The organism is Rhodococcus artemisiae (assembly GCF_036327795.1).
Taxonomy (GTDB): Bacteria; Actinomycetota; Actinomycetes; order Mycobacteriales; family Mycobacteriaceae; genus Rhodococcus; species Rhodococcus artemisiae.
Window position 1 is genome coordinate 98,840 of the sequence record NZ_JAUTXY010000017.1, and the last position, 14,363, is coordinate 113,202.

The following is a 14,363-nucleotide window of genomic DNA, read 5'->3' on the forward strand; positions in this document are numbered from 1 at the left end:
CGGTTCGTCCCCTGCGTTCGGAGCTCAGCCCTGCGTGACTGCGGACAGTCCGCCCCGCAGATCGCCCTTGACGACCTTGCCGCTGGCGTTGCGCGGCAACGCCTCCACGATCACGATCTCCTTCGGGTGCTTGTAGCGCGCGAGGTGCTCGTCGAAGTACGGCTGCAGCTCTTCGAGGGTGAGATCTCCGTGGTCCGGCTTCGGCGCGACGACCGCGACGGGGACCTCGCCCCACTTCGCGTCGGGCCGGCCGATGACTGCTGCCTCCAGAATCGCGGGATGTCCGAAGAGGACGTTCTCGACCTCGGCGCAGTAGATGTTCTCGCCGCCGGAGATGATCATGTCCTTCTTGCGGTCCACGACGTAGACGAAGCCTTCGTCGTCGACGCGCACGAGATCGCCGGAGTGGAACCATCCGCCGTGGAAGGCATCCGACGTGGCCGTCGGGTTGTTCCAGTAGTCGCGCATCATGGTGGGGCCTCGGTAGACGATCTCGCCGACCTCACCGGGGGCGACATCGTTCATCTCGTCGTCGACCACTCGTGCCTGGATCGTCGGGATGACGCGACCGACGGAACCGAGCTTGCGGATCGCGTCCGCGCCGTCGAGCACGCACGTGATCGGCGACATCTCGGTCTGGCCGAACACTGCGACGTTGAATGCGTCCGGGAAGGCCTCGGCCATGGCGCGCAGAATGGTGTCGGAGCTCGGCGCGGCACCCCACGAGATGTTGCGCAGAGCGAGCTTGCGTGGGTTCGCCTGCTGTGCGGCACACACGGCCTGCCACTGCACCGGCACGAGGAAGAGACTGGTGACCTGCTCGGCCTCGAGCACGTCGAGCAGCGCACCAGGGTCGAATGCGCCGACGGGGTGGATCACGGTGCTGGTGCCGAGCATGAGGCTCGGTGCGATCGAGCCGAGCGCAGCGATGTGGAACATCGGCGAGGCACAGAAGCCGATGCCGGACTCGTCGAACTGCTGGAACGCCCGGATGCAGGTGAGCGCTTGAGCTTCCATGTTCGAGTGGGTGAGTACCGCGCCCTTCGGTCGGCCCGTGGTGCCCGAGGTGTACATGATCAGCGCCGGGGTGTCGTTCGGGATATCGACCTGCGGGTGCGGGTCGCCCTCTTCGGCCACAAGGGTGTCGTACGACACCGCGTCACCCTCGGGTTCTGCGCCGATGGTGATCGCCAGGTCGATACCCTCGGACTGAGCCCGGGCGGCAGCAGCGAGCGGCACGAGCGGGCCCTCGGCCACGATCGCCTTCGCTCCGGAATCCGCCACGAGGAACGCAACCTCGGATGCGGTGAGACGAAAGTTGACCGGTACCGCGATGGCTCCGACCGCATTGGCTGCGAGGACGATCTCGACGTACTCGGGGCGATTGAGCATCAGGATGATGATGCGATCGCCGAATCCGATGCCGCGACGCGACAGCGCATCCGCAAGTTTCTCGATGCGCTCGTCCAGCTGCGACCAGGTGGTCGACTCGCCGAGGAAACGGAACGCAGTGCGGTCGGGCGTCATCAGCGCGTGACGCGCGACCTGGTTGTTCCAATTGTTGCTGCGGTAGCGGTGGGCATCCGAGACAGAGGGGGAAACCATCGACGGTCCTCTCGAGACAGGAGGTTCGGGACGAAGGGCGCGGTAATTGCCGGGTTCCGGTGTGATGCACCCTACAGGCAAACTCCGATTGTGACCAGATCTTTGTTAACGGAGATTCTCATGGGTATCGACCGAGAACATCCTCGGTCGACACCCAGCACACCCTCCGGGATGATGCACGATAAATAGCCCATGAACAGCTATTTGGCGATCGAACAGAAGCGAGTACGGAACCGTGTCCGCATCCGTTCCGTTCACCACATGTGCATACCGTCTCTAGGCGAACCTGGGCCGTCGCTTCTGCAACATGGCCATGGCACCCTCCGCAAAATCCGCAGAGGCGAGCAGCTCGATCTGACCTGCTTTCTCGAACGCCAGCGCATCGTCGAGGGCCGGCAGGGTCGCGTTGTTGAGCGCCTCCTTGGTGAGCGCCAGAGCCCGCCGCGGGCCGCTCGCAGTGCGGGCTGCCACTGCATCGACGTGCGCGACGAGCTCACTGTCCGGGAGGGTGCGGGCCACGAGACCGAATCGGTCGGCGTCGACCGCCGAGACACGTTCGCCGAGCAGCGTCATCTCGGCCGCGCGGGCTCGGCCGATCGCCGCCGGGACCAACAGGCTCGATCCACCGTCGGGCATGAGTCCGATGTTGGTGAAAGCCAGGAGGAAGTACGCCGTCTCGGCCGCGTATGTGAGATCGGCGGCCACCGCGATCGACACACCGACGCCGGCGGCCGGCCCGTTCACTGCCGCGATGACGGGCACGGGCGAGTCGACGATCGCGCGAATCAGCGAGTTCGCGGTGTCCATCACGACATTCGGATCTGCCGGGTTCGCCCCGGCAGCCGCGAGGTCTGCTCCGGTGCAGAACGCGGCGCCCTCACCCGTGAGAACGATGGTGCGCACCTGCTCGTCGGCCCCGGCCGCGGTCACCGCGCCACCCAATGCGCCCATCGTTTCGAGATCGAGCGCGTTCATCCGCTTCGGACGGTTGATCGTGAGGCGGAGAATTCCGCCTTCGAGTGTCGAACGCACACCTTCCACGGCGACTCCTTCCGTCGTCTCGGTCATACTCGGACCCCGGCCTTCGCAGCGACGATGCCGTTCAGGCGCCCGGTGATGATCGTCTCGGCCTCGGAGATCATCCGGTCGACCAGTTCGGCCACCGTCGGGATGTCGTCGATCAGCCCCTGGCTCTGCCCGGACGTCCAGATGCCCGCATCGATATCGCCTTCTTCGAAGACTGTGCGACCACGCGCACCGGCGACGAGGTGCGCGATGTCGGCGAACTCGGCACCGCCGGACTCGATCTCGACGACCTCTCTGCTCACCGCGTTCGCCGCGACACGTGCCGTGTTGCGGAGCGTGCGGAAGATCAGCTTCGTGTCGAGCTCGCTGTTCGCCACGATCTGTTCCTTGACCCGCTGCGCCACGGGGGACTCGACGGTGCACATGAATCGGGTGCCCATGTTCACGCCGTCGGCGCCGAGAGCGAGCGCGGCGACGAGACCGCGTGAATCGGCGATACCACCGGACGCAATCACCGGAATCCGGAGCTTGCGGGTGGCGGCGGGAATGAGGACCAGACCGGGAACGTCGTCCTCGCCCGGATGCCCGGCGCACTCGAAGCCGTCGATGCTCACAGCATCGACTCCCACTCGCTCTGCTTTGAGCGCGTGCCGAACACTCGTGCACTTGTGGATGACCTTGATTCCCGCATCCTTGAAGAAAGGCAGGTGATCGACCGGGTTGGACCCTGCAGTCTCGACGATCTTGACGCCCGACTCGATGATCGCGGCTCGGTACTCGGCGTACGGCGGCGGTGTGATCGACGGCAGGATGGTGAGGTTGACACCGAACGGCTTGTCGGTCATCTCCCGGCACCGTGCGATCTCGCGAACCAGGTCTTCCGGTGTGGGTTGCGTCAGTGCGGTGATGAAACCCAGTGCGCCGGCGTCGGCCACAGCGGCGACCAGCTCGGCACGACCGACCCACATCATGCCGCCCTGGACGATGGGATGCTCGACCCCGAACGCCTCGGTGAATCGGGTCCTCAAGTGTCCTCCTCGAATCGGCGCAGGACGCTGCACTACGCCCCAACGTCACCGGTCTTCCAGAGTGGATAGGAAGAATCGATGTTAACTTTGGTTGTCACCGCAGGGTTTGTCAATACACTGTGTTCTGCGGTTTTGATCCGAATTCGTTGCCGTAACCGCATTCCGATGCAGAGGTTTCGACTGTTACCTTTAGAGTTGAGTGACTCTCCGCGATCGGTCGCGGGTCCGACACAATCGACGAGGAGTTCAGGGTGGCCGAACACGCGCAGGTCGGGGCGCGCGCACGAGCGAACCCCGGTAGAAAGACCACAGCCGGCAACACCACGGCGGTGCGCCGCCGCCCCAAGAACCGCAAGGCGCAGATCGCGGCCGTCGCTGCCGAGGCATTCAGCGAGCGTGGCTACCACGGCGTGAGCATCGACGAGATCGCGAAGACCGTCGGAATCTCCGGTCCTGCCCTCTACCGCCATTTCCCGAACAAGTACGCGCTGTTCCTGCATGCGGTCAACGAGCTGGCCGACTCCCTCGGCGCAGCCGTCGACGAGTTCGACGCCGGCGACAACACCGACCCGAGCGACACTCTCGACCGTCTCCTGTCTGCGACGATCCGCACCACCATTGCCAACCGCCGGACCGGTGGCCTCTACCGCTGGGAACGCCGCTACCTGTCGAAGGACGACGGCCTACAGGTTCGCGACAAGATGGTCGCGATCAATCGGCGCCTCGCCCACCTCACCGCACAGCTGCGCCCCGATCTCACCGACTCCGACGACGTCGTGCTCAGCACCGCGCTGCTGAGCGCAATCGGTTCGATCACCACGCACCGCGCTCCACTGTCGAACCGTCGGCTCCACCAGCTCCTGCTCGACGCATGCCACTCGATTCTGGCGACACCGCTCGTCCCCCTCGATTCGGATTCCGGAGAACCACAGGCCAAATCCGGTCTCGCGACGTCCAACAAGCGCGAAGTGTTACTGCACGAAGCGATTCTGCTGTTCGACGCGCGCGGTTATCACGATGTGAGCATCGAGGAGATCGGCGCCGCGGCGGGCATCAACGCCTCGGGTGTATACCGGCACTTCCCGAGCAAGGCCGATCTGCTCGCCGCAGCCTTCCACCGCGCAGGCGACCGCGTGGCGATGTCCGTGGAATCGGCCCTGACCGAATCATCCACTCCCGACCAGGCACTCGAGCATCTGGTGGACGTATTCGTTCGGTTGGCGTTCGACCACAGTGAGCTGATGTCGGTCTATTTCGCCGAGATCGGCAACCTCCCGAAGGCCCATCGCAGCGATCTCCGCAACATCCAGCGCCTGAACATCGAGGAGTGGGCACGCATCGTCGCCGAACTGCGCGCCGATCTCTCCGCCGTCGAATGCCGTTTCCTCGTCCACGCTGCGCTCATCCTCTCGCTCGACGTCGGGCAGGTGATGCACTTCCGGCGAACGGAATCCAACCAGCGTCGAGTGCAGCAATTGATGATGGCGGTGCTCGTGGGTAACCGCGGCGTTCCCGTCGAGGAAGTGTCCTCATGACCCGCGTCGCGCGCGCAGCCGTGTTGCGCGAACACGGCGCTCCCCTCCGGATCCAATCCGTTGTCGTCCCCGAGCTTCGGCCCGACGAGATCCTGGTGAGGATCCGCGGGGTCGGGATCTGCCACACCGATCTCACCGCTGCGGCCGGCGGAGTTCCAATTCCGCTTCCTGCCGTACTGGGCCACGAGGGGTCCGGGGTTGTCGCGGAGGTCGGGTCGAGCGTCGTGGGCCTGCGCGTGGGTGATTCGGTGGTCATCGGCTTCGATTCGTGCCGGACGTGCCGCAACTGTCGTCGCGGCCGTCCCGCCTACTGCACCCGATTCGCTCCGCTGAACTATTCGGGTACACGACCCGACGGCACCTCGGTGTTCCACGACGGATCCGGCAAGCCGGTTCACGGCAACTGGTTCGGTCAGTCGTCGTTCTCCTCGCTGGTGGTCGCCACCGATCGGAACGTCGTTCGACTCCCCGAGGGAGTTCCCGTCGAGCTCGCCGGCCCCCTCGGGTGTGGACTCGCCACCGGAGCCGGCACCGTCCTCCGGGTCCTTCGGCCCGAACCCGGTTCGTCGATAGCCGTATTCGGTCTCGGCGCGGTGGGGATGGCGGCGATCATGGCGTCGAGGATCGCCCGCTGCGACACCATCATCGGCATCGACCCGAACCCTCGTCGCCATGCGCTGGCACTCGAATTGGGCGTGACGGAGGTACTGTCTCCCGACAGTGTCGACGACATCGGCCGTCATGTGCGCCGGGCAACCGGCGGCGGGGTCGACTACGCGGTGGAATCGGTGGGATCCGAAGCAGTGATCCGCCAGGCGATGTCGTCACTCACGAGCCCCGGAGTGTGCGCGACCCTCGGTTTACGCGGCGGACGGAACCCCATCACGATCGATCAGACACATCTGCTCAGTGGTCGCACCCTGACCGGGGTCATCGAGGGCGACGCCGACCCTCACATTTTCCTCCCCGAACTCGCCGCATTCTGGCGCGACGGTCGTTTCCCGGTCGAGAAGATCACCAGCACATTCCCTTTCGATAAGCTCGACGACGCCTTCACCGCAGTAACCGCAGGTGAGGTCGTCAAGGCCGTACTCACCTTCGACTGACAGGAACCGACATGGACGTTGTCCAGGAGCTTGCAGCACTGCGTAGCCGCATCGACCGGATCGACCCTCGCGAGCTCGATGCCCTCTGGGAACGACTCGAGCCCGCACGAATCGACGACCTGATCGGATATCGCTGGAAGGGATTCAGTTTCGACACCGGCCATCGCACCCACCAGATGCTCGGCGGCGCCCACTGGTACGGGAAGTCGTTCGCCTCGGTCTCCGAGGTCCACCCTCTCGTGTGCCGGGACGAGGACGGGGAGTTGTTCTCCGACAAGAAGACCGGTCGTGGCGAAGCGAGCCTGTGGGACGTGGTGTTCCGGGGCGAGGTGACCGCAACGATGGTGTACGACGGGATGCCGGTGTTCGACCACTTCAAGAAGGTCGACGACGATACCGTGATCGGCGTGATGAACGGCAAGGGCGGTCTCGTCTTCGACAACGGCGAGCACTACTGGTTCGGCCTCGAACGCGACGTCGCACTCTGATTCACCGATCACATGTGAATGCCGCCCTCCGCCGAGCGACTCGACCGGGGGCGGCATCCGCCGTTGCGGTGTCAGACGATACGGCGGCCCGAGGCGAATCGGCGCCGCATATCGCGAAGGTAATATGTGGCCGACAGCTGCCGGATCGGCCGCGGCACCTTTCGGTACACCGGGGGAACGACCTTCCAGAACAGATCGAACCGGCGCTGGTCGCGGGGGTTCCACGGCAGGGAGAACTCGTCGCGAATGCGCTGCGGCAGAAGGCCGGTGGTCATGAAACGCTGCAGCGGCATCAGTAGCCTCACAGGCAGGGGCGAGTCGCCACCGCGGAGCAGACCGCGGGCGAAGGAACGCACCTTCTCGTCGACTTCCATCGTCGCGATCATGTTGTCCCAGTACGCGTCGAACTCCGCACGGGTGGCCGGCCACATGCCTTCCTTGACCTGAAGCGCCGTGCCGTAGACCGCGGACTGTCGGTAGATCCACTCGAGGTCGGCGTCGGAGAGCTTGTGGAACATGCGCTCGTACATCTCGACGCCGTTGCGGTAGAGCGTTGACGCAACCCACAATTGGAGCTCGGGGTCGAACGCGTTGTAGGTCTCGGACCGCACCGGAACGTGGGCCTTGTTGACCATCCGGACGATCCGCTTTCGCTCCTCGGGACTGCCGAGAGTAACCGCGTAGACATAGGTCATCGTCGTGCGCAGCCGGTCGAGTGGACGCTGGAGAGTGGTGCTGTGGTCGGCCACGCCGTGCCCGGTGCCTCGGTCGGCGAGTTGCAGCAGCACGGTCGATCCGGCCCCCAGAAGAAGCATCGATTCACCGACGAAGTCCGCGATATCGACCGAACCCCGCTCGAGCGGAGCGAGATCGGCGGCGTGACCATCGGCGACGGTGGCCTCGACCACGCTGGGCTCGTTCACTTCCACTGGTGATGCCATGGGTCGCCTCCTCGGCGAAAGTACGGATGCTGCACTGTCATCCAAATTGTGCACGACCGTACTCAGATAGGCAAGGGCTCTTACTCGCCAGCTTCCGCCGCCCCGGCGACCCGTGTCCGATGTGCCAGCAACCGGGCTGCGGCGTCGTCGAACTGCACGAGAGTCTGTGTGATGACCTCACCCCGATCACCCACACGCATCGCGGCGATGAGCCGCTCGTGCGACCGCACGGCAACGACTCCCCACTGCCGATCCCGCGCGAACAGCCGATACGGCAGCGCGCGTGCGGCGGCATCGAGGAACCACGCGAGCTTCGGGCTGCTCGCTATGCGATTCACCTCGCGGTGAAAGCACCACTCGGCGTCGGCAATACGTTCGACGTCGGGCGCTCCGTCCGACGCCGTCGAACCATTCGGTGCCGTCACACGAACACGCAGACGCTCGTTGAGCTCCACCAGAATCTCGAGGTCTCCGGCATCGGCGTGATCGGTTGCCCGCAAAGCGAGCTCGACCGCGAGTTGCCCCTGCAGCCAGAAGATGTCGTCGATGTCCGATCCGCTCATCCGCGATACCCGATACCCGCGATTCGGCGCGGACTCGACCATGCCCTCACCCCGAAGTGTGAGCAACGCCTCCCTCACCGGCGTGACACTGACTCCGAGTTCCGCTGCTGTCTCGTCCAATCGAATGAATTCACCCGACCGGAACGAGCCCGACATGATGGCACTGCGCAGGTGGGAGGCCACCTCGTCGGAGAGCTGAGGACGCCTACGCATACGGGACCGATCCCTGCGCGATGGATCGCGATCGGTAGCAACGGCATCGGTTGCGCGGGCCGGTAGGGCCATGTGCTTCTCCTGACGGTCCACAGGACGAGCGGATCGGGCTTGTCCGTTCGGTACAAGGCGCATAGTGTGAGCTCCACTACAGCTAATCACATCAAATATATGTGATGTGATCCGTCAGAAAGCGTCAAGAGATGACACAGAAGAGCAGAACGACGGGCTCGAACACCACTACCTCGAAGACCGGGGCCGAGTCGTCCGCCACCACCTTCGCCAGCCTCGACCCTCGCTCGGGTGACGTGATCGCCGAGTATCCGGTCGCCGATCAGGCAGCGGTCGACGAGGCAGTCGACCGTGCTCGTATCGCCGCACGCTGGTGGGATGCACAGGGGTTCCGCGGGCGTCGCGAATGGCTCCTCGAATTCAAGAAGGCCGTCGCCCAGGATGCGGTCGCCCTTGCGACGCTGGTCTCACGCGAGACCGGCAAGCCGTACGGTGACGCGTTCCTCGAGGTCATGCTCGCGATCGAACACCTCGATTGGGCAGCGAAGAACGCGAAGAAGGTGCTCAGAGCTCGGAAGGTACCCTCGGGAATCGCGAGTTTCAACCAGGCCGCAACGCTCGAGTACAAGGCACTCGGCGTCGTCGGTGTCATCGGCCCATGGAACTACCCCGTATACACCCCGATGGGTTCGATTTCCTACGCCCTCGCCGCCGGCAACGCCATCGTCTTCAAGCCGAGCGAGTTGACGCCGGGTGTCGGCAAGTGGCTCGAGGAGAAGTGGAACTCCATCGCACCGACCCAACCCGTGCTCCAGGTCGTGACCGGGCTCGGCGAGACCGGGTCTGCGCTCACCCGCGCGGGTGTCGACAAGATCGCGTTCACCGGCTCCGGCCCGACGGCCCGCAAGGTGATGGCCGTGTGTGCCGAGTCCCTCACCCCGCTCGTCGCCGAGTGCGGCGGCAAGGACGCGATGATCGTCGCGGCCGACGCCGACATCGACAAGGCGGTGGACTTCGCAGCGTTCGGCGCTTTCGGCAATGCCGGGCAGACCTGCGCGGGCGTCGAGCGCATCTACGTCGTCGAGTCCGTCTACCAAGAGTTTCTCGACAAGCTGACGGCCATCGTGAAGCGGGCCGAGCCAGGTGGAAGCGACGAGTCGACCTACGGCCCGATGACGCTGCCGCGCCAAATCGATATCGTGCGCAGCCACATCGAGGATGCACTCGCCAGCGGTGGCACCGCGGTGGTCGGCGGCGCCGAGTCGGTGGGCGAACGCATCATCGAGCCCGTGATCCTCACGGACGTGCCCGAGACGTCGCGCGCGGTGTGCGAGGAGACCTTCGGTCCCACCGTCGTCGTCAACAAGGTGCGCGACCTCGACGAGGCAGTCGACCGGGCCAACGGCACGTCGTACGGACTCGGCGCATCGGTCTTCATCGGCAACAAGGCCAAGGGCCGCGAACTGGCCGAGCGCCTCCGGAACGGCATGGTCTCGGTCAACTCGGTGCTCGGCTTCGCAGGAATCCCGTCGCTGCCGTTCGGCGGTATCGGCGAGTCCGGATTCGGCCGGATCCACGGCGCCGACGGCCTCCGGGAGTTCAGCCGGCCCAAGTCCGTGACGGTCGAGAGGTTCAGCTCGCCGCTGAGGCTGATGAGCCTCGAGCGGCCCGAGCGCGATCTGAATCTGTCCGCGAAGATGCTGAAGTTCATGCACGGAAGGTAGGCCGATGACCACCACAGGACCGCGGGCGAAGCGATCGCGGAAGCCGGCCGTCGTCGCGTCGCCCGAAGCGCGGATCGAGAAGGCCGGGACGTTCCCCGGGCCGGATCGCGACCCGCATCCGAAGGCCGGACGAAACGGCTGGCTGAAGGTGATCGAGAGCCTCGACCCGGTCACCCATCATCAGGACATCCTGCGGATCACCGCGGGATACGAGTTCCCGTGGGACTACCAGCGGTCGCTCGAGTTCGCGTTGTTCCGTACGTACTGTGTGCCCACCATCTCCGAGTTGCTCGCCCGGACCGGCGAGTTCGAGCATCGGCCGCAGAAGCGTTACGACGACACCTCCCTGCTGATGGCCGAACTCATCGAGCACGGGTACGACGCCGAGCGCGGACGTGAATCGCTGCGCAACATCAACCGCATGCACGGCAAATACTCGATCGACAACGACGACATGCTGTATGTGCTGTCGACATTCGTGTACGACCCGCTGGACTGGATCGACAACTACGGCTGGCGTCGCCTGCATCCGAAGGAGCGACTCGCGTCGTTCTACTTCTACCGGCAGGTCGGAATCCGGATGGGCATCAAGGACATCCCGGAGTCGTTCCAGGAGTTCCATCGGTTCAAGCTCGAATACGAGCGGAAGATGTTCGACTACAGCGACGACAACCACGCCATCGGCACCTACACGCTCGAACTCTTCAAGTCGTGGTACCCGAAGGCACTCGGTCCCGGCGTCGAGAAGGTCGTGTACTCCTTGATCGACGACCGGATGGCCAGGGCGTTCGGTTTCCCCAAGGGGTCACCGCGCATGCGGGCAATGTCGGAGGGCGCTCTGCGGATGCGGTCCGCGCTCGTGCGCAGGTTCCCCAAGCGCAGGGTGTCGGTGTCGGGAGGCAACGCCACCAACCGCACGTATCCCGGTTACCCGCTGGGCTATCGTCCACGGGATCTCGGCGTCTGACACCGATCCCTGCCGTCGCACACAGAACAGGACGCTCCCGCCCGCAGACTCATACGCCTGCGGGTCGGGGGGTCCTCGGCCCGAGGGACGGCAGCGCGAACGCCGACACGAACACGACGACGGCGCACGCGCCGCACACCAGATATACGATGACGAATCCGCGGGGGCCGATACCGCCCGCGACCATGTGCGCGGCGAGGACCGTCGCGACCACGGCGCTGCAGACGGTGCTGCCGACGGTCCGGAGCAGGACGTTGACACCGTTGGCGGCGGCGTTCTGCGAGAGCGGGACCGCGCCGAGCAGCAGGATCGGTAGCGTGCAGTAGACGAAGGTCGTTCCGATCGCCGCGATGAAGATGGCCGCCACGACCGTCCACAGCGGCTTGTCCGGGACCGCATGCACGGAGTAACCCACGATCAGGAACGTCGCGCCGATCATGATCGCGATCTTCGGGCCGAACCGGTCCGAGACGCGCGATGCCACGAGCGCGAAGATCATCATCGCGAAGCTCGCGGGCAGCTGACATGCTGCCGCTTGCAGAATGGTCAGGCCGTATCCGGCGCCGTGCTCGGGCGATGCTTGGAGCAGCTGTGTCGTGATGAGGGTGTTTCCGTAGAAGGCGAAGCCGACGAGCAGCGCGGACAGGTGCGGGGTCAGCACCGAACGCCGTGCGGACACCCGCAGGTCTACGAGCGGGTTCCGGTTGCGCAACTGCTGGAAACCCCAGATCGCGAACAGCAGGATCGAGCACACGAACATCGTCAGGACCGCGACGCTCGTCCACCCCCACGTACTGCCCTGCGTGATCGGTACCAACAGGCAGATGAGGGCGCCGGTGAGCCCGGCGGCACCCGCGACATCGAAGCGACCGCCGGTACGAGTACTCGACGGACGAATGACGAACGACGCTGCGACGGTGACTCCCAACCCGATCGCGGTGGTGACCCAAAACAGCAGATGCCAATCCGCGAACTGGACGATCGCCGCAGCGAACGGGATTCCTACGGCCGTACCGATCCCGAGGGTGGAGCTGAGGATGGCGATGGAGCGATCGACGCGTTCGCGCGGCATCACCTCCCGCAGGATCGCCATGCCGATCGGGAGGACGGCGGCACCCGCGCCCTGGAGTCCGCGGGCGAAGATGAGCAACCCGATGTTCGACGTGAGTGCGCAGATCAGTGACCCGACGGTCATCAGTCCGAACGCGATGAGCAGCATCTGCTTCTTGCCGATCATGTCGGCGAGGCGCCCGAAGATGGGCGTCATCACGGCACCGACGAGAAGCGTGCTTGTGACCAGCCACGACACTGCTGTGGGCCCCGCACCGGTGAAACCGGGAAGGCTCGGCAGCAACGGCACGATGACGGTCTGCATGATCGCCTGGAATATCGCCCCCACAGCAAGGACGGGGAAGACGAACTTCGACAGGTCCGGCCGGCCGGACGGCGCCGTGGCGCGCCCCCGTGCGGGTGCGGCACGGTGTTTTCCCGGAGCGTGCAGCCGCAGTGGGAACGAGACTGTCACGCGACCCCCTCCGAGATAGGTAAATGGCTGTTCACCACTTTAGGTGAACAGCCATTTACCTCACAAGCGGAGTGGGGATTGTCTCAGAGCGTTCGGCCGTCGAGCAGCGACTGTACGAGAGGCGCGTACAGCGCAACCACCTCGTCGACCGATCCCGCAGCCTTCTCCTGCATCATCCGCCGGCGCATGAATGCGACCCCGAGGAGCATCGAGAACACGAGTTCCGCACGGATCCGAGCGTCCGGCCCCCTCATCTGCGCCACCAGTGCGTCGATCATCTGCGACGAATAATTCTCACGGAGCTTGCGGTTGCTCTCCTCGCTGGATCCGCTCATGAACAGCAGAGCCATCGACAGCGGCTTGTGTCGCGCGGACTGCCTCGCGAAGATCGCGACCATGCGTTCCGCCAAGGTCTCGAACGGGCCCTCGTACAACAGCTCGGCTGCGGCCTTGAAGTCGACGAGCTCGTCGTACAGCTGTTCCTTCGACCCGAAGTACTTGATGATCAGCGGCGCGCTGACCCCGGCATCCTCGGCGATGTCCTTGAGCGTGATCTCGCGATACGGGCGCGTCGCGAAGGCAAGTCCGGCGGCGTCCAGAATCAGCCGACGCGTCTCCTCCGACGTTCGCCGCCTCTTGTCCGGCGCGCTCGTTGCCGCTCCGGGTTCGTGCTCGGTCACATCGCCCGCCTTCCGGACAACGCGCGACCGAGCGTCAATTCGTCGGCGAACTCGAGGTCTCCGCCCATCGGCAGGCCCGACGCCAATCGGGTGACCGCCAGCCCCGGGAAGTCGCGCAACATTCGAACCAGATAGGTGGCCGTTGCCTCCCCCTCGGTGTTCGGGTCGGTCGCGATGATCACTTCGGCGACATCGACACCGTCCTCCTGATTGCCGATCCGGGTGAGCAGCTCACGGATGTGCAACTGGTCCGGTCCGATGCCGTTCAGCGGATCGAGCGCACCACCGAGCACGTGGTACCGCCCCCGGAACTCACGGGTCCGCTCGATCGCCTGCACGTCCTTGGGCTCCTCGACCACACAGATCTGTGTACGGTCGCGGCGCGAATCGGCGCAGATGCGGCACCTCTCCTGATCCGACACCGTGCCGCACACCTCGCAGAACTGCACCCCGTCGCGGACCCTCTGCAACGCGGCCTGCAGCCGGTCGATCTCCGGAGGCTCGACGGACAGCAGATGAAATGCGATCCGCTGAGCGCTCTTCGGACCGACACCCGGCAACTTGCCGAGTTCGTCGATGAGGTCCTGAACTGGTCCTTCGTACACTCGTACCTCTAGAAACCGGGCAGGCCGGGGATGCCGCCGCCGAGTCCACCCGCGAGCGGACCGAGCTTCTCGGAAGCGATTTCCTGAGCTTTCGCAGATGCGTCGGACACCGCAGCGACGACGAGATCCTGCAGGGTCTCGATGTCCTCCGGGTCGACGACCTTCGGGTCGATCCGGACAGCGACGACCTCTCCGGTGCCCTTCACGGTTGCGGTCACGAGGCCACCGCCGGCCTGGCCGGTGACCTCGGCCTGCGCCATCTCGTTCTGCGCGGCCATGAGCTGCTGTTGCATCTGCTGGGCTTGGGCGAGGAGTTGCTGCATGTCGGGCATACCACCGGGTTGC

Annotated in this window: 14 protein-coding genes; 5 read left to right on the forward strand and 9 right to left on the reverse strand. The window is 65.1% G+C overall.

Going from position 1 to position 14,363, the window contains the following annotated elements; genetic code table 11:
- Positions 1-24: 24 nt before the first annotated feature.
- The 3 genes from fadD5 to Q7514_RS27760 form a co-directional block, all read right to left on the reverse strand.
- A complete protein-coding gene (gene fadD5, locus Q7514_RS27750) occupies positions 25-1,605 on the reverse strand; it encodes a fatty-acid--CoA ligase FadD5 (protein ID WP_330136482.1) in 1,581 nt (526 codons plus the stop codon).
- 276 nt (positions 1,606-1,881) lie between these two features.
- A complete protein-coding gene (locus Q7514_RS27755; RefSeq protein WP_330136483.1) occupies positions 1,882-2,673 on the reverse strand; it encodes an enoyl-CoA hydratase in 792 nt (263 codons plus the stop codon).
- Positions 2,670-3,659 (reverse strand): NAD(P)H-dependent flavin oxidoreductase, encoded by a 990-nt coding sequence (locus tag Q7514_RS27760; RefSeq protein ID WP_330136484.1) that lies wholly within the window; start codon positions 3,657-3,659, stop codon positions 2,670-2,672. The genes Q7514_RS27755 and Q7514_RS27760 overlap by 4 nt, the downstream gene beginning before the upstream one ends.
- Positions 3,660-3,910: 251 nt before the next feature.
- Here Q7514_RS27760 and Q7514_RS27765 point away from each other — a divergent pair, with 251 nt between their 5' ends.
- The 3 genes from Q7514_RS27765 to Q7514_RS27775 are packed head-to-tail and all read left to right on the forward strand — an operon-like array spanning position 3,911 to position 6,788.
- Complete coding sequence (locus tag Q7514_RS27765) at positions 3,911-5,194, forward strand: TetR/AcrR family transcriptional regulator (protein ID WP_408016199.1); 1,284 nt, start codon at positions 3,911-3,913, stop codon at positions 5,192-5,194.
- The gene (locus Q7514_RS27770) at positions 5,191-6,300 is read left to right on the forward strand and encodes an NAD(P)-dependent alcohol dehydrogenase (RefSeq protein WP_330136485.1); all 1,110 of its coding nucleotides are present in this window, start codon (positions 5,191-5,193) and stop codon (positions 6,298-6,300) included. The genes Q7514_RS27765 and Q7514_RS27770 overlap by 4 nt, the downstream gene beginning before the upstream one ends.
- Positions 6,301-6,311: 11 nt before the next feature.
- Positions 6,312-6,788: a DUF4334 domain-containing protein gene (locus Q7514_RS27775; RefSeq protein ID WP_330136486.1), complete on the forward strand. Its 477-nt coding sequence runs from the start codon at positions 6,312-6,314 to the stop codon at positions 6,786-6,788.
- A gap of 71 nt (positions 6,789-6,859) precedes the next feature.
- Here the strand turns inward: Q7514_RS27775 and Q7514_RS27780 are convergent, their stop codons facing one another.
- Both Q7514_RS27780 and Q7514_RS27785 read right to left on the reverse strand, forming a co-directional pair.
- On the reverse strand, positions 6,860-7,729 hold the full coding sequence (locus tag Q7514_RS27780) for an oxygenase MpaB family protein (RefSeq protein ID WP_330136487.1): 870 nt from the start codon (positions 7,727-7,729) through the stop codon (positions 6,860-6,862).
- Positions 7,730-7,809: 80 nt separating this feature from the next.
- Positions 7,810-8,505, reverse strand: a complete 696-nt coding sequence (locus Q7514_RS27785) for a GntR family transcriptional regulator (protein WP_330136488.1) — start codon at positions 8,503-8,505, stop codon at positions 7,810-7,812.
- 203 nt (positions 8,506-8,708) lie between these two features.
- On the opposite strand from Q7514_RS27785, the gene Q7514_RS27790 reads away from it, so the two are divergent.
- Both Q7514_RS27790 and Q7514_RS27795 read left to right on the forward strand, forming a co-directional pair.
- A complete protein-coding gene (locus Q7514_RS27790; RefSeq protein WP_330136489.1) occupies positions 8,709-10,241 on the forward strand; it encodes an aldehyde dehydrogenase family protein in 1,533 nt (510 codons plus the stop codon).
- 4 nt (positions 10,242-10,245) lie between these two features.
- Positions 10,246-11,208 (forward strand): oxygenase MpaB family protein, encoded by a 963-nt coding sequence (locus tag Q7514_RS27795; protein WP_330136490.1) that lies wholly within the window; start codon positions 10,246-10,248, stop codon positions 11,206-11,208.
- Between the two features lie 49 nt (positions 11,209-11,257).
- Here the strand turns inward: Q7514_RS27795 and Q7514_RS27800 are convergent, their stop codons facing one another.
- From Q7514_RS27800 to Q7514_RS27815, 4 genes are all read right to left on the reverse strand, one after another.
- Positions 11,258-12,733, reverse strand: a complete 1,476-nt coding sequence (locus tag Q7514_RS27800; RefSeq protein ID WP_408016200.1) for an MFS transporter — start codon at positions 12,731-12,733, stop codon at positions 11,258-11,260.
- Positions 12,734-12,816: 83 nt separating this feature from the next.
- Positions 12,817-13,413 carry a TetR/AcrR family transcriptional regulator gene (locus Q7514_RS27805; RefSeq protein ID WP_330136491.1) on the reverse strand — a complete coding sequence of 199 codons (597 nt, stop codon included), beginning with the start codon at positions 13,411-13,413 and terminating at the stop codon, positions 12,817-12,819.
- Positions 13,410-14,018: a recombination mediator RecR gene (recR, locus tag Q7514_RS27810; RefSeq protein WP_054713255.1), complete on the reverse strand. Its 609-nt coding sequence runs from the start codon at positions 14,016-14,018 to the stop codon at positions 13,410-13,412. The genes Q7514_RS27805 and recR overlap by 4 nt, the downstream gene beginning before the upstream one ends.
- Positions 14,019-14,026: 8 nt before the next feature.
- Positions 14,027-14,350, reverse strand: coding sequence for a YbaB/EbfC family nucleoid-associated protein (locus Q7514_RS27815; protein ID WP_330136559.1), 324 nt, complete (start codon positions 14,348-14,350; stop codon positions 14,027-14,029).
- Positions 14,351-14,363 lie beyond the last annotated feature (13 nt).